A 20,223-nucleotide genomic window follows, 5' to 3' on the forward strand; every position below is an offset into this window, starting at 1 on the left:
CAGCTGCATATATTAGTGCGGCACCTCTATTCATTACCCTAAAAAGAAGCTTTTAACGCACCAATACTCATATTATTTTGAAAACTATTATTTTATTTGTTCTCAGGTACACATAACAAAAACGCCTCCTCAACGTAAGATACGTTAAAAAGACGTCAAATATACCTGTTTCATTAAATTATCACTCCGGTTTGTCCACATTTCTTAGACGTTCCAGTGTCTTTTTGTCTTTCAATGTAAGTTCTGCAGTCTCAAGCAGGTCCGGTCTGCGTTCCAACGTGCGCAGCAGTGCTTGCTCTCTCCGCCATATGTCGATGTTAGCATGATGACCACTCAGCAAAATATCCGGTACCTTCCAGCCGCGAAACTCGGCAGGACGTGTGTAGTGTGGATATTCTAGCAGTCCAGTGCTGAACGAGTCAGATATCGCAGAGGTTTCATTTCCAAGTGCTCCTGGCTGAAGCCGGACTATGGAATCTATAACCGTCAACGCAGGCAGCTCTCCACCTGTTAGCACGTAATCACCCATTGAAAGTTCATCAGTTACCAGATGCTCACGAATCCGCTCATCATATCCCTCATAATGCCCACATATGAAGATTAGGTGCTGCTCTTGCGCCAGTTCCTCTGCAATCTTCTGATTGTAAGTTTTTCCTTGTGGGCACATAAGGATGATACGTGGTTTCACAGAAACCACTTCATCAGATCGATTGTGATCTTCCTCGTTCGGTGTAATACCAAGCACATGCTCGACTGCATTAAAAATCGGATCAGGCTTGAGCACCATACCCCCGCCACCGCCATACGGTGTATCATCCACACTATTATGCTTATTTCCCGAGAAATCACGGAAGTTCACAGCATTTAAGGAGACGATTCCTTTTTCACGTGCTTTACCAAGAATGCTTGTGCTGAATACGCCTTCGCACATTTCCGGAAAGAGCGTAAGCACATCAATTCTCATCATGGCAATAACCCTTCCATCAAATGGACAACAATTCGTTTGGCTTCTATATCCACATTCAGGACTACATCGTTGATTACAGGAATTAGAATGTCTTGTCCTTTTGCAGGCTTAACAACCCATACGTCATTCGCACCAGGCTGTAAGATTTCTGTAATCGTACCGAGAGGTTTGTTTTCATCTTCATCCGTGTATACCTCACAACCGACGATTTGGTGGAAGTAGTATTCGTTCTCAGGGAGATCCACCAGATCATTACTCGGAACCTTCAGGAGGCTTCCTTTATATTTTTCCACTTCATTGATGTTCGTATACCCTTTGAGCTTAATGATGAACATACCCTTGTGCTCACGAGCGGATTCTACAGTTACTTCGAATTTAGAACTGCCATCTGCAGGGATCACCTGCAGCTTCTTACCTGCAGCAAAACGAACATCAGGGAAATCGGTATGGGATAGTACTTTAATCTCCCCGCGAATACCATGCGTATTCACAAGTCTGCCTACGGTTAACTCTTCTGTCATACAACCCTCTCCTTTACAAGCTTCATCTAATCTATATTTGAACAAAAAGGAGCCGGGATATACTATCCCTAGCCCCTCATTGTACGCATCATTTAAGATAAAATATCTACAGTTACGCGTTTATCGCTCTTGACTGCTGCAGATGTGACTACTGTACGGAGCGCCTTAGCGATCCTTCCTTGTTTGCCAATGACCTTTCCAACATCATCAGGATGTACGGACAGTTCATAGACAATTAGGTGATCCTTCTCCACCGCTCGTACCGTCACATCTTCTGGATGATCCACTAAAGCCTTAGCAATTACTCCAACTAATTCTTCCATAGAGGACCCTCGCAATCAGTCATTATTTCTGTTGCTTAAGCTCATGAAACTTCTTCATTACGCCTGCTTTGGAAAGCAAGTTGCGTACTGTATCAGATGCTTGCGCACCTGTTTGAAGCCATTTAAGAGCTTTTTCCTCATCGATCTTAACTACTGCCGGTTGTTCAATCGGATTATAATAACCGATTTCCTCGATAAAACGACCGTCACGAGGGGACCGGGAATCGGAAACCACTACACGATAGAAAGGCGCTTTATGCGCTCCCATTCTTTTCAGACGAATACGTACTGCCACGAAAAATCACCTCCTTATAATAGTTTCGAGATATTAGAACAGCAAGATCATTTAAAAGGGAACTTCATACCTTTTCCACCTAGACCTTTAAGCTGCTTCATCGCATTCTTCTTAGAGGCTTTGCCGCCTCCGCCCATCATGCCTGAGAATTGCTTCATCATCTTACGCATCTCATCAAATTGCTTAATGAGACGGTTGACCTCGGCAACCGAAGTTCCGCTACCAGCAGCAATACGCTTGCGGCGGTTATGGTTGATGATTTCGGGCTGACGCTTTTCCGTCTTAGTCATAGAATGAACTATGGCTTCAACGCGACCCATTTGCTTGTCGTCAACCTTCAAATCCTTAATGCCCTTGGCTTTGTTCATGCCAGGCAGCATGTCAAGAATTTGATCGATCGGGCCAAGCTTCTTCACCTGATCCATTTGCTCAAGGAAATCATCAAACGTAAATTCTGCATTGCGCATCTTACGTTCCATTTCCTTAGCTTTATCAGTGTCAATGTTCGCTTGAGCTTTCTCAATCAGCGACAACATGTCACCCATACCCAAAATCCGCGAAGCCATACGTTCCGGATGGAACGGCTCCAATGCGTCAATCTTCTCACCTAGCGCAGCGAATTTGATCGGGCAACCAGTTACGGCTTTGACGGATAGCGCAGCACCACCGCGGCTATCGCCGTCAAGCTTCGTCAATACAACCCCTGTAAGCTCAAGCTGCTTATTAAAGCTCTCAGCTACGTTCACGGCGTCTTGACCGGTCATTGCATCTACTACTAACAGAACTTCATCAGGATTTACAATGTTGTGAATCTGCTTCAGTTCTTCCATCAATTCTTCATCAATGTGCAGGCGGCCTGCAGTATCAATAATTACATAATCAAGTCCGTTATCCTTCGCATGTTGTACAGCTTGTCTGGCAATCTCTACCGGACTAGTCTGATCACCTAGCGAGAATACTGGAACTTTAATTTGTTCTCCAAGTACTTGAAGCTGTTTGATCGCAGCAGGGCGATAAATATCTGCCGCAACAAGCAATGGACGATGATTGCCCTTCTGTAACAGCTTCGCCAGCTTACCCGAAGTGGTTGTCTTACCCGCCCCTTGTAAACCCGTCATCATAATGACAGTTGGTGGCTTGTTCGACTTGGCCAGCTTCGCTTGGCTTCCGCCCATCAGCTCGGTTAGTTCCTTGTTAACGATGTCGATAATGACCATCCCAGGTGTAAAGCTGTCCATCACTTCTGTGCCAATAGACTTTTCTTTCACCTTAGCCACGAATTCTTTAACTACCTTGAAGTTAACGTCGGCTTCCAGAAGGGCCAACCGTACTTCGCGCATAGCTTCGTTTACGTCATCTTCGGATACTTTACCTTTACCGCGCAGCTTGCTGAACACATTCTGCAATCTTCCGGTTAAACCTTCAAACGCCATATGCAGTTTCTCCCTTCATGCTACTCTAACCTCTGCAAGCGATCCACGATCTCCGCGAACCGAAGTTTATATTGCTCAGGCAGCATCCCATTCTCCGGCAGTCTGCGCAGTTCTTCTAAATATTTGGTACGACTCTCATGCTTCACTAATAAACCAAGTTTTTCTTCATAATTTTCTAGGACTTGCTCCGCCCGTTTAATATGTTCATAAACGGCTTGGCGGCTGATTTCAAATTCAGCGGCAATCTCTCCCAAGGAAAAATCGTCGTGAAAATAATATTTAAGAAACGTTTGCTGCTTATCTGTAAGCAGCCGTTCATAAAAGGCAAAAAGCAGATTGATACGATTCGTTTTCTCGAGCCTATTCTCCTGACTCATTAAGGGCACTCCCTTCGTCAAGGAAAAACACTTTACACCTTCACAACGTCCCTTATGATACCTAAAAGAAAGAGAGATGTCAAGCATTTTTGCTTGTCATCTCTTTCTTTATTAAAAATCCCTTTTTCACGCAATAAATTCGCTTGAAATTATTGGATCGGCAGTACATAAATCAATACGGCGAAGAAGTGTGTGACACTACCCGCAAGGACAAATACATGCCAAATCGCATGATGGTATGGAAACCCTCTCCATACATAAAAAACAGTACCTAATGTATAGAGTATACCTCCAGCCATCAGCAGGATCATTCCTCCGTCTGCTACAACAGCCGAAAGAGGGTTCCAAGCGATTACAATCAGCCAGCCCATTGCGATGTAGAATATGGTGGACATGAACAGAAACTTTTTAACAAAAAATGCCTTGAAGAAAACGCCGAACACTGCGATTCCCCAAATAACGCCGAACAAACTCCATCCAAGCGTTCCCCGAATGGCGACTAACAAAAAGGGGGTATACGTGCCAGCAATAAACAGATAAATAGCGGAATGATCGAAAAATTCGAACAAATCCTTCGCCTTACCCTCTTTGAGACTATGCACTAGTGTTGAATTCAGATACAGAAGCAGCATTGTCGTTCCATAGATGGAGAAGCTGACCACATGCCATGTCGTTCCTTTCAGACTTGCAAAAACAACAAGCAGAACAAGTGCAGCCACGCTTAATACCGTTCCAATCCCGTGCGTAATCGCATTCGCGACTTCTTCTCTCCGGCTGTAGGTGTGAGTATTTGCCATATCCATATCCTTCCGTCTAAGCTTTCTTTCTATTATACCACGCGTACCCTACTGGATTACAGTTTGTAAATCTCCGTATACTTCGCTTCTAAATAATCAGCTAAATAATCTGGACTCAGTGGTTCCCCCGTTACTTGCTCAATAATTTGTGAAGGCGTTAAGCTATTGCCGAAACGATAGATCTTATCGGTTAGCCACTCTTTAATAGGTAACAGGTTCCCTGCAGCAATTAACTCATCAAACTCCGGTAACTCTTTGCGAAGTGTATTCAGAATCTGTGCAGCGTACATATTACCTAAGGAGTAGGAAGCAAAGTATCCGAAATCCCCGCCAGACCAATGGACATCTTGCAGCACACCAAGTGCGTTAGATGGCGGAGTAATACCCAGATACTCTTGATACTTAGCATTCCATACTTGAGGCAAGTCTTTTACAGAAAGGCCTTCATTAAAAATAAGCTTCTCGATCTCATAACGCACGATAATGTGCAGATTGTATGTAAGCTCATCTGCTTCGATCCGGATAAATGAGTTCTCCACGCTGTTGATCGCCCGGTAGAAATCTTCCAACTCCACATTTGCAAGCTGTTCCGGGAATTGTTGTTGAAGATCCCCGTAATAACGTTGCCAGAAAGCCCGGCTGCGTCCGATCATGTTCTCCCATAGTCTCGACTGAGATTCATGAATCCCCATCGATGCACCTTGTGCCAGTGGTGTTCCAACAAAATCCTTGCTGATATTTTGCTCATAAAGCGCATGTCCACCTTCATGTAGTGAGCTGAATATGGCACTAGTCACATTATCAAGCAGATAAGCGGTTGTAATACGAACGTCGCCTGGATTCAATCCTGTTGCAAAAGGATGCACACTCTCATCTAAACGACCTGCGTCAAAATCGTAGCCCATTTGCTCTAAAATAAAGTTGCCGAACTTTTCCTGCTGTTCTTTAGGGAAGATCTGCTGTAAGAAGCTTGTGTCTGGTTTATTGGGCGAAGCAGCGATAGCTTCTACCAATGGTACCAAACGGCTGCGCAGGCGGCTGAATACTTCATCCACTTTTTCTACCGTAAGATCAGGCTCATACATATCAAGAAGCGTATCGTACCGCGTTCCTTTTACACCCCAATAATCGATAAATTCTTGCTTTAGAGCAACTATCTTGCTTAAGTAAGGTTCAAAAGTAGCAAAATCATCGTTCTCCTTGGCTTCTTCCCAGATGGTTTGGGAATGTGCGGACAGGACAGCGTACTCCTCAAATCTTTTGGAAGGGATGCTCTTGCTGCGCTCATATTCTTTACGGCAATCGGTAACGATCTTCTTCTGATCATGTGATAGCTGGGAAATCACTTCAGGACGGGTAAAAAATGCTGTAAAATCTCCCATCTCCTCCGAAATTCCGAGTCTGAACAGTTCTCCACTCAGCATCCCTATCGTACCCGAACGAACCTCCACTCCCTTACGTGGCGCACCGGTGCGTAAATCCCAGTGAAGTAATTCTATGGCCTCTGAATATCCACTTATTTTTGATAATAACTCGCTAAATTTCTCCCACTGTTCCTTCACTTGCTGTTCCATTTTATTACACCTGCTTTCTCTGTTTTGCCGACTCCTCTTGATGATACTTTTTTGAATGAGTATAATCAACTTCAGAGATTACATCTCTAATTTAAAATATTCAATGGGTTACATAAGAAGCAGATCTTGCTTCGCACAAAATTCAAAGGAGCGTGAACAGGCTATGATGATTCAAGTTACACCTCTCGCAGAAAGGAAGTTGAAGGAAAGGCTTGAAGATCGGCCAGGATTTTTCAAGCTCTTTTATGATACGGAAGGCTGCGGGTGTGACGGAATTAATGTATTACTAATTGTTTCAGAAGTGGAGGACGGCGATTCCAGGATTGAAAGTGATTCCCTTCCCTTTATCGTAAGCCGCCAGCAGGAAATCTTTTATGAGGACAAGATGCGTCTGGATGCCGAGGAAAGATTCTCTTCCTTTAAGCTAGACAGTGATTCACAGATTTACGGAAAAAATATCCTGGTAAGAGATATGCGTAATGTAAGTACAATTCAGTGATTTTAGGGAGGAAAAACAGCCATGAGCCATGTATCCGATATTATTAACTTTAATAAGAGTTTTGTAGAGAATAAAGAGTACGAAGCATATTTAACAAGTCGCTATCCAGATAAAAAAATGTTGATTATCACTTGTATGGATACCCGTCTGGTTGAACTATTACCAAAAGCGATGAACTTTAAGAACGGTGATGTCAAAATCATCAAAAATGCCGGAGCGGTTATTTCTCAGCCCTTTGGTAGTGTTATGCGTAGTGTCATGGTTGCGTTATATGAACTTGACGCGGAGGAAGTTATCGTTGTTGGGCACTATGAATGCGGTATGGCTTCCCTCAATGCAGATCATATGATCAATTCCATAAAAGAACGCGGAGTATCCGAAGAGGTGCTAAACACGCTGGAGAATTCCGGGATCAAGCTTACCAAGTGGTTACGCGGGTTTGACAATATCCAAGAAGGGGTATCCCAAACTGTGAATCTGATCAATAAGCATCCATTACTACCCCCAAATGTACCAGTGCATGGCATGATCATCGATCCGGCTACCGGAGCGCTTGAGCTTGTCGTTGATGGGTATAAATGATTTAAGTAACTACCTTCTATCTGCTAATTGCGTGGATCCTGGATCCACGCTTTTTTTCTGATTAAAAAAGTATAAATTATGACAAGCATATACTTTCTTATATTTTAAATAAAAATTGAAACCTAGTAGGACTAGCTGCGTAATACTGAACATGCACACAAATTCATACTCACAGGAGGGTTTTCGTACTAAATGAAACCAATGAAACGCGTAATGATGATTGTAATGGCCTTTACTCTATTTTTCGCCGTAGCTACCCCGAACTTTGTGGATGCGAAGCGAGGTGGTGGCGGATTTAAATCCGGCACTCGTAGTTATTCAACAACTCCAAAAAAATCAACAACCGATAACGTAAGGAAAAGCGATAGCACTAAAAGTTCCACAGCAGGATCTACTGCGAATACGAAACGGGGATTCTTCAGCGGTGGCGGCTTAATGAAAGGTATGATGATCGGTGGTTTGGCTGGGTTACTGTTCGGCGGAATGTTCGCCGGTATGGGTGCCTTCGGTAACATTCTAGGATTCGTCATTAATATGCTTGCTATCTATGTGCTCGTAATGCTGGTGATGTCCTTCTTCCGTCGCAGAAAAGAACGTCGCCGCTTAGAAGATCAAGGTGGTCGTTACTAATGTCAACAATGGTTCTTAGCATGGATGAGATCATCAATGCCCTCTGCCTACACATGGCTGAACGTAAAGCGGTTCGCCCTGAAGATGTTCAAGTAGAACTGAGCTGGGAAGAAGACACCGGATACTCTGCTGAGGTTTGGGTACAGGGACGTAGTCAATATTTAGTTGAGTCCAACATGATCGAGGCGATTCTACGTTACATGCTTAGCGAATATGGCATTCGTGCATACCGCGAAGATGTAAGGCTAGACCTGGATGAGGAAATCACTGCAATTGTAAATACACAGAACTAATAGTAAAAGGGACAACCCAAATGGTTGTCCCTTTTTTTGTATGCATTTATTCATAGAAAAATTGCTTTACCGTTCCTACTCCGTCCGTCACATCAACTTCAGCATACGCACCGTTAATAAGCGTAATTTGCGGTGGAATATGACCACAATCGATATCATACACAATAGGTACCTGGAGTTCCTCAGAAAGCTCTGCGTAGATGTCTTCGACCGTGTAGTTCTCTACTGGTCGATTAGCAGGACTTCTGCCAAACATAATGCCAGAACAATTCTCAAACCAACCTGCTAGCTTCATCTGAACTAATGACCTACGTACATCAACCGTATTCAGTTCGCAGTTTTCCAAATACCATAGGATCGGTTCATTGTTAATCATTTGTTCTTGGAAATGCCGCAGATTGCCAAATGGTGTGCCAATCAGATGCCTAATTACATCTATACATCCCCCTAGCAGACGCCCTTTCATAGTTACAGGACCAGAGGATACTGTCTTCCAACGGGTATCTTCTGTCAAGTGAAATACATAAGGCGTAGGAGCATCATGTTGCCATTCCCCCTGATATTTAAGCGATGAATGCTGGACAATAGAATCCCCTGCTTTCGTCTCTAGAACCGCTTCCCACATGGCTGTGGTATCATCTGAATACTCTCCTCTTAAATCAACAAGGTTAGTCCCGTGGGCCGTGGCAATCCCTGTTCTTAAAGTAACTGCAAGCAACAGCACGCTAATATCTGAATAACCTAAGATCCATTTGTCCTTCATGGTATCAAAATCAATAAACTCAAGAACCTCAATTAACAGCTCCCCGCCCCAAGGCGGAATAAGGATATCAATATGCTCAGCGCTCATCATCTCGTTAAACTCCTGAGCACGAACTTTGGCCGGTGCCGATTTAGCCTTCTCTTGCGTCCATACCGTATCTCCACAAATCATATTAAATCCTTTAGATTCCAAACGACTTGAAGCCAACTTAATTAACTCTGCATTTTGAGCGCCTACTCCAGATGAAGGTGCTGTTACCCCTATTGTCGCATTCTTGTTCAAAATCGGATATTTAATCATATGACACCTCCAGTATTACAGCAATTATATCAAGAGTACACATCAATTACACAAAAAAAGAACATGACTAGTCGCGTCAACGTACGATCGCAAAACCAGTACATGCCCTTATTCAATAGAATTCAACTTTAGAGTAAAGAAATAGCCAGCAGTTCGAACAACACAAGCGGCAAGATCACATTATTATTAGGAGGACCTGGGTAAGGACCCGGGCCGGGATACGGACCATGACCATGACCATGACCATGACCAGGACCCGGATGATACGGTTGGTAAGGGTTATAATATCCGCGTGTCATTTGCCCATTTACTGCAACGTTCAAATACAAATGTTTATTATCTACTCCGGCAATAGTGCCTTCATGCACTAAGCCATCTAAAGTCTGTACATTCACCCTATGGTTTAGGTAGGGCTTGCAAGATTGATGCAAGGAATCACGGACACCGTGCAGGTGCCGGATCACCGTAGGATCGGCCTGATAAATCACATTCTGCTCTTGCCCAGTGTTATATGTCGACATGGATGCTCTGACCTCCGTAAATGGATTTGCTCCATTCTATGCAGAAGCCTATATCACGGTGCCTATTTGAGAGATATCCTTATACTGGAAGGGCTACCTTCTCAACTTTCACATTTACCGAAACAAGGGACAAGCCCATCATATTCTCCACAGCATTACGCACATTTTTTTGCAGCATATAACAGACCTCTTGAATCACACATCCGTAATTAACAATAACCCGCAGGTCGATGGCAACGTCTACTTCCTTCACTTCTACAGACAATCCTTTTTTCACATTTTTACCGCCCAAACGTTTGGCCCAGTTGTCCGAAATATTACTTCCTGACATCCCGGCAATACCTGGCGTTTCCAGAACCACCTGTCCAACGATCGATGTGACTACATCATCTGAGATATGAATTAATCCTTGCTCCGTTCCTTCATTCATATAAACAACCTCCATATTTGTTAATTTAAGAGATATTAAAGGCTCTCCTCTACCTCTACTTCTACCTCTGACTCTGCCCTGTGGTTCTTAACAAACAAATTATACACTTTGGTCAAGAGGATTTTCACAATCATATACAATGGAATAATCAGCAATATCGCAATAATCCCGCCTATATCTCCACCAACCAACACTAAGATGATCGTTGTCAGCGGATGAATATCAAGCTTTTTCCCAAAAATGTAGGGAGCAATCAGATTATCCTGAATTTGCTGAGCTACAAGAACGATGATGATGGACCATACTGCAATGGACGGCGATTGGATGAATCCGATAATGAAAATTGGGATACTGGAGAGAATTGCACCAATGAAAGGTACAAAATTCATCACAACAGCAATCACTGTCAACAACAATGCATACTGTAGTCCAATAATAAGGAAACCAATATACATCAGAACACCAAGTGCCAGATTGACTAATACCCGACCAACAATGAATCCACTTAACGCACTGTCAATTTCACTCATCATTGTAGTCCCTTCTCCACGATACTTCTTTGGAAAGAAACTTACAATCTTACGACCAAATTTCCCACCTTCCTTAAGCATGTAAAACAACATAATAGGAAAGGTAAATAAAATAATCGCGAAATTTGAAACAAAGGAGAATAGACCCGTTACGTAGTTCGAAATCAGATTAAATCCTTTATTCAAATATTCAGTCAATTGGGAAGCAAGATCCATATCTGCTGGGATAATAGAAGCCAAGAATCCACTGTCCTCGAGCCTCAATAACTGCTGATTCACCGCTGCGATCAGATTTGGCATATTATCGACAAAATTAATTAGCTGTGTTCGAAGTGAAGGCCATACTCCAATACTAAAACCAAACAAGAGCAATGCAATGACCACATATACGATGATGATCGCAACAGAGCGATTTAGTTTATATCTCTCCAAAGTATTGATTAGAGGTCGGAGTAAATAATAGAAAAATCCTGCCAACATTAAGGGCACGATAATAACATTAAACAAAGACAAGATTGGACTGAAAATAAAATTAACTTGTGAGCCTAAAAATACGATGCCTAACACCAAAAGGATCGCTATACAAACTCGAATGAATGTGTTCAGTTTAGCCATAGTTCTCTCCTATCTTCTATTTTCGGGTGTCTTTCATCTCGTTATTTGGGAATACGTATGGTGAATACCGTTGGTTCCTTCTTTCCGCGACTGAGATGAAGCGTTCCACCCATTTTCTCTGTATTTTTCATAGCAATGGATAAACCAAGACCCGTCCCACCTGTAGTTGACCGCGCTTTATCTCCTCGAACAAACGGATCAAAAAGCGTTGACCAAAGCTCTTCAGGAATGCCTACTCCGGTATCTGCAATTTCAATGGTAACCTCGCTCTCCGAGGGGATAACCTCCACTCGCAGATGAGTGCCTGGCGGGTTATAGGTCAAAGCATTGGAGATCAAATTATGAACTACGCTCGAGAGTAGCTCCGCATCGAAGCTTGCGAAGACTTCCTGTTCAGGAACATTCAGCTGCAGGATGAAGTTCTTTTGTTCAATCTCACCATAGGAGTCTGCAACGATTTCACGAATAAACTCGCCCAATTCATGACGCTCCATTCGTAGTAAAAAATCTGGGGAATCTATTTTAAGTAGCTCCACCATATTTTGAATCAGCTTGGTCACTTGCGAGGATTTATTATAGATATAGGTTAAATAACGTTTCTGGCGTTCTTCGTCCTCACCACGACCTTCAACCAACGCCTGTGCAAACCCCTGTATACTCGTAATGGGTGTCTTCAGATCATGAGAAAGATCAACCATCATGCGTTTCTTACTTTCTTCTGCTTGACGTTTTTCTTTCGTTGTCTTCTCAATTACGTCCGCCATATAATTAAAAGTCTCCCCAATTTGCGAAAATTCTTTCTCTGCATATAGCGAGATACGAGTATCATAATTTCCTTCAATCATCTGCTTCAAACCAAGCGTAATAATACGCAGCGGCTTCCTGATTCTTCGTGCCACCCAATAGCTGTACACGATAATAAGCAAGAGAACCATTCCAACTCCTAAAAAAACATAGTATGAAAGCGAGTGGTTGAAGTATTCAACTAATGGATCACTATTAATTGAAATGTCGATAACTTCTCTAGGGATTTTCAAAAGCAGCCACTCTGATTCATTCTCATTATTACGTGTAGTCAACGAGTAGAAGTACGCCTGATCTTCTCCGTTTTCCAGGTTATTTAAGAGCTGGTTGTCGGTATATTGTGTTACATCGTCCTTCTTATCTCCAACTACGTCGATGACCTTCTTGTCTTGACCCAAGATCTCAATCCACCCACCGCTACGCAGAAGCCGTTTGGTTTCTATCCCATGCTCCAGATTATCTCGATAGGCACTCGCTTCAACCTTCAAATCAGGATCAGCGATTTTATTTTTTTCGAACAAATGGGTCACATCAAGGTTAATGAACAAATAATAAACAATCACAAGAAAAAACAAAATGCAGATGAATAACAAAAAATCCAGCGTCAGCGATGATTGTAAAGGTCGTTGATCTCTATTGCTCCATAGGCGCTTCAATTTTGTATCCCAGCCCTCTAATAGTCTTTAAATAAACCGGCTTTTTGGAATCTTCCTCGATCTTTTCCCGGATATTACTGATATGTACCATGATACTATTATCTTCGTACACATAGAAATCTTCCCATACCGCCTCATATATTTTTTTTCGTGTAAAGACCCGACCCGGTTGTTTCATCATTAATTCCAGAATTTTGTACTCAGTAGAGGTAAGAACGACGGGTTCTCCTGAACGATAGAGCAGACACTGGCTTTGATCAAGCCTCAATTCTCCCAACACAATTTGTTCAGCTGCCTTTTCTTCAATAATCTGTGCGTCAAAATGATGTACCCGCCGCAGTAAAGCTCCTGCACGAGCTACAATTTCCAATGGATTAAACGGTTTAGAAATATAATCGTCGGCACCGAGTTCAAGTCCCAGTATTTTGTCGTAATGTTCGCTTTTTGCAGATAAAAACAACACCGGGAAATGATGGAACTCACGAATTTTCTTCAATAATTGCAGTCCATCTAAACCAGGCATCATAATATCAAGAATCGCTAAATCAATTTTTTGGTTCTGCACTTGCATTAACGCTTCAGTCCCACTGTTCGCTTCCACAATGTTGTACTCTTTCTCTAAATATAATCTCAACAATTCCACAATTTCTGCTTCATCATCTGCGATTAGAATTGTATACACAGTAATCACCCCATCTAACTATAATCTTCGATTATTAAACCCACCTAAACGCAATCTAAAGAATAGCTAAATTATTACATCCATCAAATTCTTATATTTAAATAAAAATCGCACACAGGAACTCGTCCCATGTACGATCGTATAATTCCAAAAATCTGAACATCTGCTGGCAAATATAAACGCCCTCGGAGTCCTATTAAAAAGCAACACCAATTCCACCTTCACCCGCATAGGTTCCCATTACAGGTCCCATACTTGAGAGTAAAACTTCTTTGAACGGGTGCTTTTGTAAGATGCGTTCTTTAATCTCAAGCGCAAGCTTCTCACAGTTACTGTGTACTATAGCGATAACAGCCTTCTCGTAGTCATGCTGCTTCTCATCCAAATGCGCAAGCAGCCGGTTTAATGCCTTTGTAAGACCCCGGGTCTTCTCCACTACCTCAACAGTACCCTCTTCGCTGATTTTAAGCAGTAGTTTGATATTTAGCACGGAAGCAACCGCTCCTGATATCCGGCTTAGACGTCCGCCCTTCATTACATTCTCAAGTGTATCCAGTGTAAAATATGCGCGAACTTCATCCATTTGCTGAAGCACCTTGTCCTTCAGTTCCTGCAGACTTGAACAAGTCTGTGACCACTTCGCCGCAAGGCCCACGATCAGCGACAACCCGCCAGAAAAGGTCTTGGAATCTATAACCTCTATCGCATTGGTGTGTCCTTCTTCTTGGTACATTTCCATAGCGATCATAGCCGTCTGATAAGTGCTACTAATATTAGAGGACATACAAATGACCATAATGTCAGTACCTTCCTCTACTTGCCTGAATGTCTCAAGGAATTGGTTTGGACTTGGACTTGCCGTAGTAGGTAGCTCCTTGGATTCACTCATTTTAGCATAAAAGGTTTTCGTATCCGTATCCGCAGGCATTAACTCATGCCCAAAATGAACCGGTAGATGGACCACGGAAACATTATACTTCTCCATGTAGTCAAGGGGTAGGTCAGAACCGCTATCTGTTATGATCTTGATTGCCATAATATAAGTACTCTCCTTTCAATATCAGTACTATTATAGCTATCGCCAAATGAAATCTCCAGTAACCAATATAACTTGAAAAATCCTTCAATTTGTGCTTATGTCATTCTTCCTTAACTTGTCCTAATATGATATGGTTTATGAATAAGCGTATAGAAATGGAGTGTATGTATGAGTAAGGGAAGAGTATGGAACCGAGGCAAGCATGATGGAACAGGACTATCAAGAAAAAAAAGCGTGGATCAAGAAGTTACAACATCTACTGAAACAGAAGCGACTGAAGCTTCAAATGAACCGTCAAATACCAGAATTGATACAGTTAAACCGATGAATCGTACGAACTGGGTAACTCGTCCTGCACGGGTTATCAATAAAGATTCCAAAAACAAACAATAACTATGACAAATAGGGTTTCAGAACTTGTCCCTGAGTTCTGAAACCCTATTTTTATATGTTCTTAAACGTAGGTAGTTTACATAATTACATCCTGACGCTTATACAAAACGAGTATGGCTCCTGCTATAAGGATCATCCCCATAAATGCGGGTGCGGCATGGCCTAGTGATACATAAATCTGACCTCCAATGATAGGCCCAATCATTCTTGCTAAAGCCTGAATAGATTGGCTACCTCCTTGAATCCTACCTTGTTCACTAGAATCGACAGACTTGGAAAGCATCCCGTTAAATGAAGGCCCAAAGATCGAATCCCCAAAGCCAAATATAAACATTCCAGCGATAAAAAGAGGATAGAATGAGAACAACGCAGATAACGCAATAAAACTGTAACCGATAATTTCCGAAGCCATTCCAAGAATTGCTATACGTTTATCACTAAGTTTCTTCAAAAGCTTTGGCATGATCAAACCTTGTGAAATGATGTCTTGGAGACCCATAATCGAAAACATAAGACCGATTAGTGCAGGCTTCCAGCTGAAAGTATCCATCGTAAATTGCGAAAATACTGCCTGTAAAGATCCGTTAGGAATCCAGAGTAAAAACGCTGAGACTAGCAGCCTATTTAAGTTTTTCATGGAAAGTAAGTTTGCAAGCTGTGAAAATGGATTCAGTCTTACAAAGGTAATCTCCTTCAGTCTATTCTTCTTGGCAAGGCTCTCTGGCATAAAAAAGAATCCATAAACAACATTCAATAAAGTTATGATTGCTCCAAAATACAAGGGAACAGAATAACCAAACTTAGCAAGTAATCCGCCTATCGTTGGGCCAATGACGGTGCCTACACCTACAACTGCACTTACCCATCCGAAGTATTTGGTTCTCTGCTGCGAAGGAATAATGTCTGCAAAATATGCAAAGATCGTGCTTATGCTCCCGCCTGTTATCCCTTCGATTATACGTCCAGCAAATAGTACCCATAGAGCCCCTCCTATGCCAAAAACCAAGTACCCGACGGCGGAACCCAACAGGCATACTAAGAGTAATGGACGCCGGCCATATTTGTCGCTCAAAGCTCCAAGTACGGGGGCTGCAAAAAATACACAGACTGCATATACCGAGGTCAGCATCGTAACAACTATTGCTTGTTCTCCAGGACTGCTTGTATAAGGCTGCACTAAGAATGGGACGACAGGCATTATGATACTAAAGCCTATTCCGCAAAGAAACACAGAGATAAGACCGAATATTAATGCGTGTTTATCTACGGATTGTCCTGTGTTCTGTTCATTGTGTGATTTAAATATGGACATTTATGTTCACTCCTTAAAGTTACTGTTTTGATTCCTAGGAAACATGTTTATCGTATCGCCATTTTGTTTCCTTGTCAACAAAATAATAACAATAAAAATGCAGCCGTTCTCCATAGAGCCCGACTGCATGTGGTTTCATTTTCATTATTGAAATTTTATTCCGATTTAATATCTTTACCCTGTTTCTTTATTTCCGCATCCAAATGACTACTATACTTTTCCACAAAACTAAGCATACTATCAAATTGTTCCTCGGTTATCTGCGCAAAGACGGCTTTATCCCGCTCTTGAAACTCTTTGTGAAGGTTCTCATGGATTTTATAAATTACTTTTCCTTGCTCAGTAAGCCTAAAATAGATTTCTTTTTTGTTATCCGACTTCTGGTAGCTTTCGATCAGGCCTTTTTCTATGAGTTTCTTAGTTAATTTACTTATAGCACCGCGAGTCATAAAAAAGGACTCCGCAAGTTTTGTAACGTTGGAATCTACATTTTTTTCAATGTATTCAATACAATGTACTTCGGAAGATGTATAACCCTTAAGACTTTCTTCCATCTTATCTTTGTTAAGCCAAACCATCTTATTATATAGGTCCCTGACACCCGTTAGGATCTGATCTTCTTTGTTCATGACCTGTCCTCCTACCCACTCTTGCATTAACAATATTATATCACATTATTTTTTTGTTTCTATTTCAACAATATTCAAAATAATTAATTCAGAATTGAACGAACAGAAAATAGGGTTTCGAAACGGAAATCATTCGTTTCAAAACCCTATTGCTCTATAGTCTGAAGCTACCTACAAAAGCAGCCATTGCTAATCCTAACATTATGCACGAGTGGAGAGAATGAATCTCTCTAGCGCTGCTGTATCCGTAATCCTATGATTACATTCTTGGCTCTCTATGCAAATATATTGTCCAATGGAGGAGTAATCATCCGGCGAAGATTTCGCAAGCCTGGTCTTGACCGTAAAGAAGGCGAGCTGTTGCTGCCGATTACAGAACAGGCAATACCCCTTCTTGTTCATTGGTGTCATTCTACCCTCAATACCGATAAACTGCCCTTCGAACGGATATACAATAAATAATTTATTGGTAGCAATATCTATCCAGCTCAAATATGTCATATATCGAAAATCAATTACTGATAAATCAGGTACCTTCAGCTTCTTATTCTTAGGGAATAACTTCTGAATCTGTTTCGGTGTAATCTGTGGAAAAGGTTCTAAATAAGGCTCTAATCCACTAAGATACTTCTGAAAATCGTATGCAGTCTCAAAGGCAGATATTTGTTGCAGCAACTGCTGCTGACTATCACTTAGTGTTGAAAAAGCTTCTACTACATTCAACGATGAACGATATCTTACCGTCTCCAAGACTCTTCGATCCGCTACAGTTCGCAGTGTTTTTAGAAGGAAGTCTGTTTGTTTTTTAATAAAATTATATTGATGGTTTCTAATAAATGGTGTATTCATTGCTCTTCAGCCCCTTATTTGTTTTGAACAATCCATAAGGTGCAAAGCCCATTATTAGAAACGATAATATTTAGTTTGGGCGATCATCCATCCTATCGCACCTCACGCAAAGTATCGCCCTAATTTAGGCTTTGCGTGAGGAACTTCTAGCTAATGGGCAAACCAGCATTAGCACAGTACCACCTCCGATTACATTCACGAAAAAAGTATAACAGGAATGTTTGGAATCGGCTAGACCATGTTGCCAACCTCTGCATCATCTCTGGAAGGTGCTTCACCAATGAGCTGCTTCAAAAGTTTCTTTCAATTCCTCAACCGTCGAGCAGGTAATATTCAACCGATTCAGAACATCCCATATTGCAGACATTGATGACTATCACTACCGGCAATCACAGGTACACCAAGCGTTTCAGCAAATGGTGTGATCAGGTTCTTATAAGTCTCTGCCCCCTGCATGTAAATATCCTTTGCATTGAAATCAAAAGCATCTAATCTCCGAAGCAGCTCCGGGTCCAGTTGATGTAATGGCGTAGAAGTTCGGAAGGGATGATTTTCCAAAGGTTATGTTCGTCGGCCATGTCCAGCACCTTGAAAGTAATAAAATCCCCCTCCTGCGTATGCTCATCCAGTAAAGCCCGAACTGCTAGAACATTCTCCTTAAGTCCGATCAGCAGGATATGACCTGTCTCGCGATATCCACCTCCATACCTGGAAACAGTTTAAGTCTGTTTACATCATAATACGGAGTGATTGCTAAAATAACCGCCTACTGTAAAAAATGCGAATGAATGACCATGGAAATCATGAATAATTCACCTCCTTTTACAAACACTACGAAACAAAAGGAGGCTGATGTTTCATGTGTCAACGTTTTTCTCTGGCGGCCGAACTACAAGACATTAGGGATCATTTTGAAATTAACCGGGTGATGTACTACTATAAAGACCGCTATAATATTAGTCCCACTCAGGATATGCCGGTAGTTTTACAACAGGATGGTGAGCGAATTCTAGACGAGTTCCGCTGGGGATTCGTTCCTTACTGGGGTAAAGATGCGATCAATGCGGATCTACGAAATGTACATCAAAATGCAACCTACCGTAAGATGGTGGACAAGCAGCGCTGTATTATCCCGTGCAATGGATTTTACTATTGGAAAAGAGAAGGAAAGAAGACTTATCCAGTTCGGGTAGTCATGAATAATCGCAGTATGTTCGGAGTGGCTGGTCTATACGAGATTTGGCATGATACGCGCGGGGAGCCTCTTCGCACCTGCTCTTTGGTTATGACAGAAGCTAACCCACTAATTAGCGAATTTGAGAGCCGGATGCCGGCGATTTTGTCCCCACAGGATATCACTCGATGGCTTGATGAGGAGACAAATGATCTGGAAGCACTGAATCCGATTCTGCGGCCTTATTCAGCAGATGAAATGCAGGTGTACCCGGTCACACCAATGATTAACGACAACAGGAACGACTCGGCTGAATGTATTCGAGAAATGGATCTGAAGGGATCCTGGGTAAAGCCTTGAGATGATAGCAGAATTGGATTAGATGCTCTAAAAATGAAGCAGCGGTGCTAGGGCTGAGAATTAAAACCTTAGCACATCGCTGCTTTTATTGCTTATCATTTCTATTGGCTCTTCATCCAATTACATGCTCAAGAGTTCAGTTCGAATTTATATTGTTCAAGCTTTTCAAAAACACCATCCACCCATTCAGGATCATCCCATAACTTAGAATTGTTAAACTTTCTAACCGCAGGATGACCCGTTGTGATAGTATCTACACCATCCTTGTACAAAGTACAAATCAACAATTTCTAATGACTTATTTACAGATTGAACTAACAGTTTGCAAGTCATCCCAGACCAGCCCCTTCCTTCTCCACCTTCCCTATAAACTCATCCATCTCTTTCCTCGTTCTCAGAATAACAACCTCTTTACGTCCTTTAATCTGCTCAAGTTTCTTTATAGTGTTCACTCGACCTTTTTTTCTATAATTCCAAACCCATTTCACAAAATCCCAATCTAATTTTTCTGGGCATTCTTGATTCATATCCGGTCTGGATTTCTTGTGATATATAATTCGTCGTTTGATAATTCGGTAGATGCATAGAAGTCTAGGCATATCTAAGAAAATTATTAAATCGGCTTTGTTAATTCAGATATCCATCGTTCTTGAATAGTTACCATCCATGATCCAATGCTCTTCATTGATAAATTGTTCGACAATATTATTCCACTCTTCATTTGGTTTAGGAACCCAGTCGGCATTCCAGTAATAGGTATCCAAATGTACAACAGGGAGATCAAGTATGTAATGTAGTTTGCGAGACAAGGTAGATTTGCCCGATCCAGCAGATCCAATGACTAGTATTCGGTTCATAGGTTCTCCTTTCGCAAA

28 protein-coding genes are annotated in these 20,223 nt (G+C 41.9%); 6 read left to right on the top strand and 22 right to left on the bottom strand.

From position 1 onward, the window contains the following. Positions 1-181 precede the first annotated feature (181 nt). The 8 genes from trmD to NST34_RS20325 form a co-directional block, all read right to left on the bottom strand. Complete coding sequence (gene trmD, locus NST34_RS20290) at positions 182-964, bottom strand: tRNA (guanosine(37)-N1)-methyltransferase TrmD (protein WP_076285457.1); 783 nt, start codon at positions 962-964, stop codon at positions 182-184. Then, the gene (rimM, locus tag NST34_RS20295) at positions 964-1,488 is read right to left on the bottom strand and encodes a ribosome maturation factor RimM (protein WP_076285403.1); all 525 of its coding nucleotides are present in this window, start codon (positions 1,486-1,488) and stop codon (positions 964-966) included. The genes trmD and rimM overlap by 1 nt, the downstream gene beginning before the upstream one ends. Positions 1,489-1,580: 92 nt before the next feature. Beyond that, positions 1,581-1,811: a KH domain-containing protein gene (locus tag NST34_RS20300; protein WP_042128982.1), complete on the bottom strand. Its 231-nt coding sequence runs from the start codon at positions 1,809-1,811 to the stop codon at positions 1,581-1,583. Positions 1,812-1,833: 22 nt separating this feature from the next. Further along, positions 1,834-2,106, bottom strand: coding sequence for a 30S ribosomal protein S16 (gene rpsP / locus NST34_RS20305; RefSeq protein ID WP_036688604.1), 273 nt, complete (start codon positions 2,104-2,106; stop codon positions 1,834-1,836). 47 nt (positions 2,107-2,153) lie between these two features. Beyond that, complete coding sequence (ffh, locus tag NST34_RS20310) at positions 2,154-3,539, bottom strand: signal recognition particle protein (RefSeq protein WP_076285402.1); 1,386 nt, start codon at positions 3,537-3,539, stop codon at positions 2,154-2,156. Positions 3,540-3,559: 20 nt separating this feature from the next. Beyond that, entirely contained in the window at positions 3,560-3,916 is a 357-nt protein-coding gene (ylxM, locus tag NST34_RS20315) for a YlxM family DNA-binding protein (protein ID WP_036688609.1), read from the bottom strand. Between the two features lie 149 nt (positions 3,917-4,065). Then, on the bottom strand, positions 4,066-4,713 hold the full coding sequence (gene trhA, locus NST34_RS20320) for a PAQR family membrane homeostasis protein TrhA (protein ID WP_042189474.1): 648 nt from the start codon (positions 4,711-4,713) through the stop codon (positions 4,066-4,068). Between the two features lie 56 nt (positions 4,714-4,769). Then, a complete protein-coding gene (locus tag NST34_RS20325; protein WP_339796846.1) occupies positions 4,770-6,287 on the bottom strand; it encodes a carboxypeptidase M32 in 1,518 nt (505 codons plus the stop codon). Positions 6,288-6,450: 163 nt separating this feature from the next. Here NST34_RS20325 and NST34_RS20330 point away from each other — a divergent pair, with 163 nt between their 5' ends. From NST34_RS20330 to NST34_RS20345, 4 genes are all read left to right on the top strand, one after another. After that, positions 6,451-6,786: an iron-sulfur cluster biosynthesis family protein gene (locus NST34_RS20330; protein WP_341128654.1), complete on the top strand. Its 336-nt coding sequence runs from the start codon at positions 6,451-6,453 to the stop codon at positions 6,784-6,786. A gap of 21 nt (positions 6,787-6,807) precedes the next feature. Further along, positions 6,808-7,368 (top strand): beta-class carbonic anhydrase, encoded by a 561-nt coding sequence (locus NST34_RS20335; protein ID WP_042189481.1) that lies wholly within the window; start codon positions 6,808-6,810, stop codon positions 7,366-7,368. A gap of 201 nt (positions 7,369-7,569) precedes the next feature. Continuing rightward, complete coding sequence (locus NST34_RS20340; RefSeq protein ID WP_042194151.1) at positions 7,570-7,998, top strand: membrane protein; 429 nt, start codon at positions 7,570-7,572, stop codon at positions 7,996-7,998. 8 nt (positions 7,999-8,006) lie between these two features. Next, the gene (locus NST34_RS20345; RefSeq protein WP_339804402.1) at positions 8,007-8,291 is read left to right on the top strand and encodes a YxcD family protein; all 285 of its coding nucleotides are present in this window, start codon (positions 8,007-8,009) and stop codon (positions 8,289-8,291) included. A gap of 46 nt (positions 8,292-8,337) precedes the next feature. Here NST34_RS20345 and NST34_RS20350 read toward each other — a convergent pair whose 3' ends face one another. From NST34_RS20350 to NST34_RS20380, 7 genes are all read right to left on the bottom strand, one after another. Beyond that, positions 8,338-9,354: a S66 family peptidase gene (locus NST34_RS20350; protein WP_341128655.1), complete on the bottom strand. Its 1,017-nt coding sequence runs from the start codon at positions 9,352-9,354 to the stop codon at positions 8,338-8,340. A 128-nt stretch (positions 9,355-9,482) separates the two neighbouring features. After that, on the bottom strand, positions 9,483-9,875 hold the full coding sequence (locus tag NST34_RS20355; protein ID WP_341128656.1) for a hypothetical protein: 393 nt from the start codon (positions 9,873-9,875) through the stop codon (positions 9,483-9,485). A 79-nt stretch (positions 9,876-9,954) separates the two neighbouring features. Then, positions 9,955-10,305, bottom strand: a complete 351-nt coding sequence (locus NST34_RS20360) for an Asp23/Gls24 family envelope stress response protein (RefSeq protein ID WP_042129003.1) — start codon at positions 10,303-10,305, stop codon at positions 9,955-9,957. A gap of 35 nt (positions 10,306-10,340) precedes the next feature. Further along, positions 10,341-11,450, bottom strand: coding sequence for an AI-2E family transporter (locus tag NST34_RS20365; RefSeq protein ID WP_042189487.1), 1,110 nt, complete (start codon positions 11,448-11,450; stop codon positions 10,341-10,343). A 41-nt stretch (positions 11,451-11,491) separates the two neighbouring features. Next, entirely contained in the window at positions 11,492-12,910 is a 1,419-nt protein-coding gene (locus tag NST34_RS20370; protein WP_341060232.1) for a sensor histidine kinase, read from the bottom strand. Further along, complete coding sequence (locus NST34_RS20375; protein ID WP_042189491.1) at positions 12,888-13,592, bottom strand: response regulator transcription factor; 705 nt, start codon at positions 13,590-13,592, stop codon at positions 12,888-12,890. Before NST34_RS20375 ends, NST34_RS20370 begins: the two co-directional genes overlap by 23 nt. A 196-nt stretch (positions 13,593-13,788) precedes the next feature. Continuing rightward, complete coding sequence (locus NST34_RS20380) at positions 13,789-14,628, bottom strand: DegV family protein (RefSeq protein ID WP_076285397.1); 840 nt, start codon at positions 14,626-14,628, stop codon at positions 13,789-13,791. Positions 14,629-14,799: 171 nt separating this feature from the next. Here NST34_RS20380 and NST34_RS20385 point away from each other — a divergent pair, with 171 nt between their 5' ends. Continuing rightward, on the top strand, positions 14,800-15,024 hold the full coding sequence (locus tag NST34_RS20385; RefSeq protein ID WP_339796863.1) for a hypothetical protein: 225 nt from the start codon (positions 14,800-14,802) through the stop codon (positions 15,022-15,024). 76 nt (positions 15,025-15,100) lie between these two features. On the opposite strand, the gene NST34_RS20390 is transcribed toward NST34_RS20385, so the two are convergent. The 4 genes from NST34_RS20390 to NST34_RS20405 all read right to left on the bottom strand — a co-directional run bounded on the left by NST34_RS20390 (position 15,101) and on the right by NST34_RS20405 (position 18,372). Next, positions 15,101-16,336, bottom strand: coding sequence for an MFS transporter (locus NST34_RS20390; protein ID WP_341128657.1), 1,236 nt, complete (start codon positions 16,334-16,336; stop codon positions 15,101-15,103). A 155-nt stretch (positions 16,337-16,491) separates the two neighbouring features. Then, positions 16,492-16,965, bottom strand: a complete 474-nt coding sequence (locus NST34_RS20395; RefSeq protein ID WP_339265685.1) for a MarR family transcriptional regulator — start codon at positions 16,963-16,965, stop codon at positions 16,492-16,494. A gap of 201 nt (positions 16,966-17,166) precedes the next feature. Beyond that, a complete protein-coding gene (locus NST34_RS20400) occupies positions 17,167-17,814 on the bottom strand; it encodes a FusB/FusC family EF-G-binding protein (RefSeq protein WP_076285393.1) in 648 nt (215 codons plus the stop codon). A 342-nt stretch (positions 17,815-18,156) separates the two neighbouring features. Next, positions 18,157-18,372: a hypothetical protein gene (locus tag NST34_RS20405; RefSeq protein ID WP_076285392.1), complete on the bottom strand. Its 216-nt coding sequence runs from the start codon at positions 18,370-18,372 to the stop codon at positions 18,157-18,159. A 301-nt stretch (positions 18,373-18,673) separates the two neighbouring features. Here NST34_RS20405 and NST34_RS20410 point away from each other — a divergent pair, with 301 nt between their 5' ends. Continuing rightward, positions 18,674-19,348 carry an SOS response-associated peptidase gene (locus tag NST34_RS20410; protein ID WP_341128658.1) on the top strand — a complete coding sequence of 225 codons (675 nt, stop codon included), beginning with the start codon at positions 18,674-18,676 and terminating at the stop codon, positions 19,346-19,348. Positions 19,349-19,476: 128 nt separating this feature from the next. Here NST34_RS20410 and NST34_RS20415 read toward each other — a convergent pair whose 3' ends face one another. From NST34_RS20415 to NST34_RS20425, 3 genes are all read right to left on the bottom strand, one after another. Beyond that, the gene (locus NST34_RS20415) at positions 19,477-19,632 is read right to left on the bottom strand and encodes a hypothetical protein (RefSeq protein WP_341128659.1); all 156 of its coding nucleotides are present in this window, start codon (positions 19,630-19,632) and stop codon (positions 19,477-19,479) included. A gap of 45 nt (positions 19,633-19,677) precedes the next feature. Continuing rightward, complete coding sequence (locus NST34_RS20420; RefSeq protein ID WP_341128660.1) at positions 19,678-19,875, bottom strand: hypothetical protein; 198 nt, start codon at positions 19,873-19,875, stop codon at positions 19,678-19,680. Between the two features lie 105 nt (positions 19,876-19,980). Next, positions 19,981-20,205 (bottom strand): hypothetical protein, encoded by a 225-nt coding sequence (locus tag NST34_RS20425; RefSeq protein ID WP_341128661.1) that lies wholly within the window; start codon positions 20,203-20,205, stop codon positions 19,981-19,983. Positions 20,206-20,223 lie beyond the last annotated feature (18 nt).

The sequence above is a fragment of the Paenibacillus sp. FSL H7-0714 genome, assembly GCF_038003765.1.
Taxonomy (GTDB): Bacteria; Bacillota; Bacilli; order Paenibacillales; family Paenibacillaceae; genus Paenibacillus_AQ.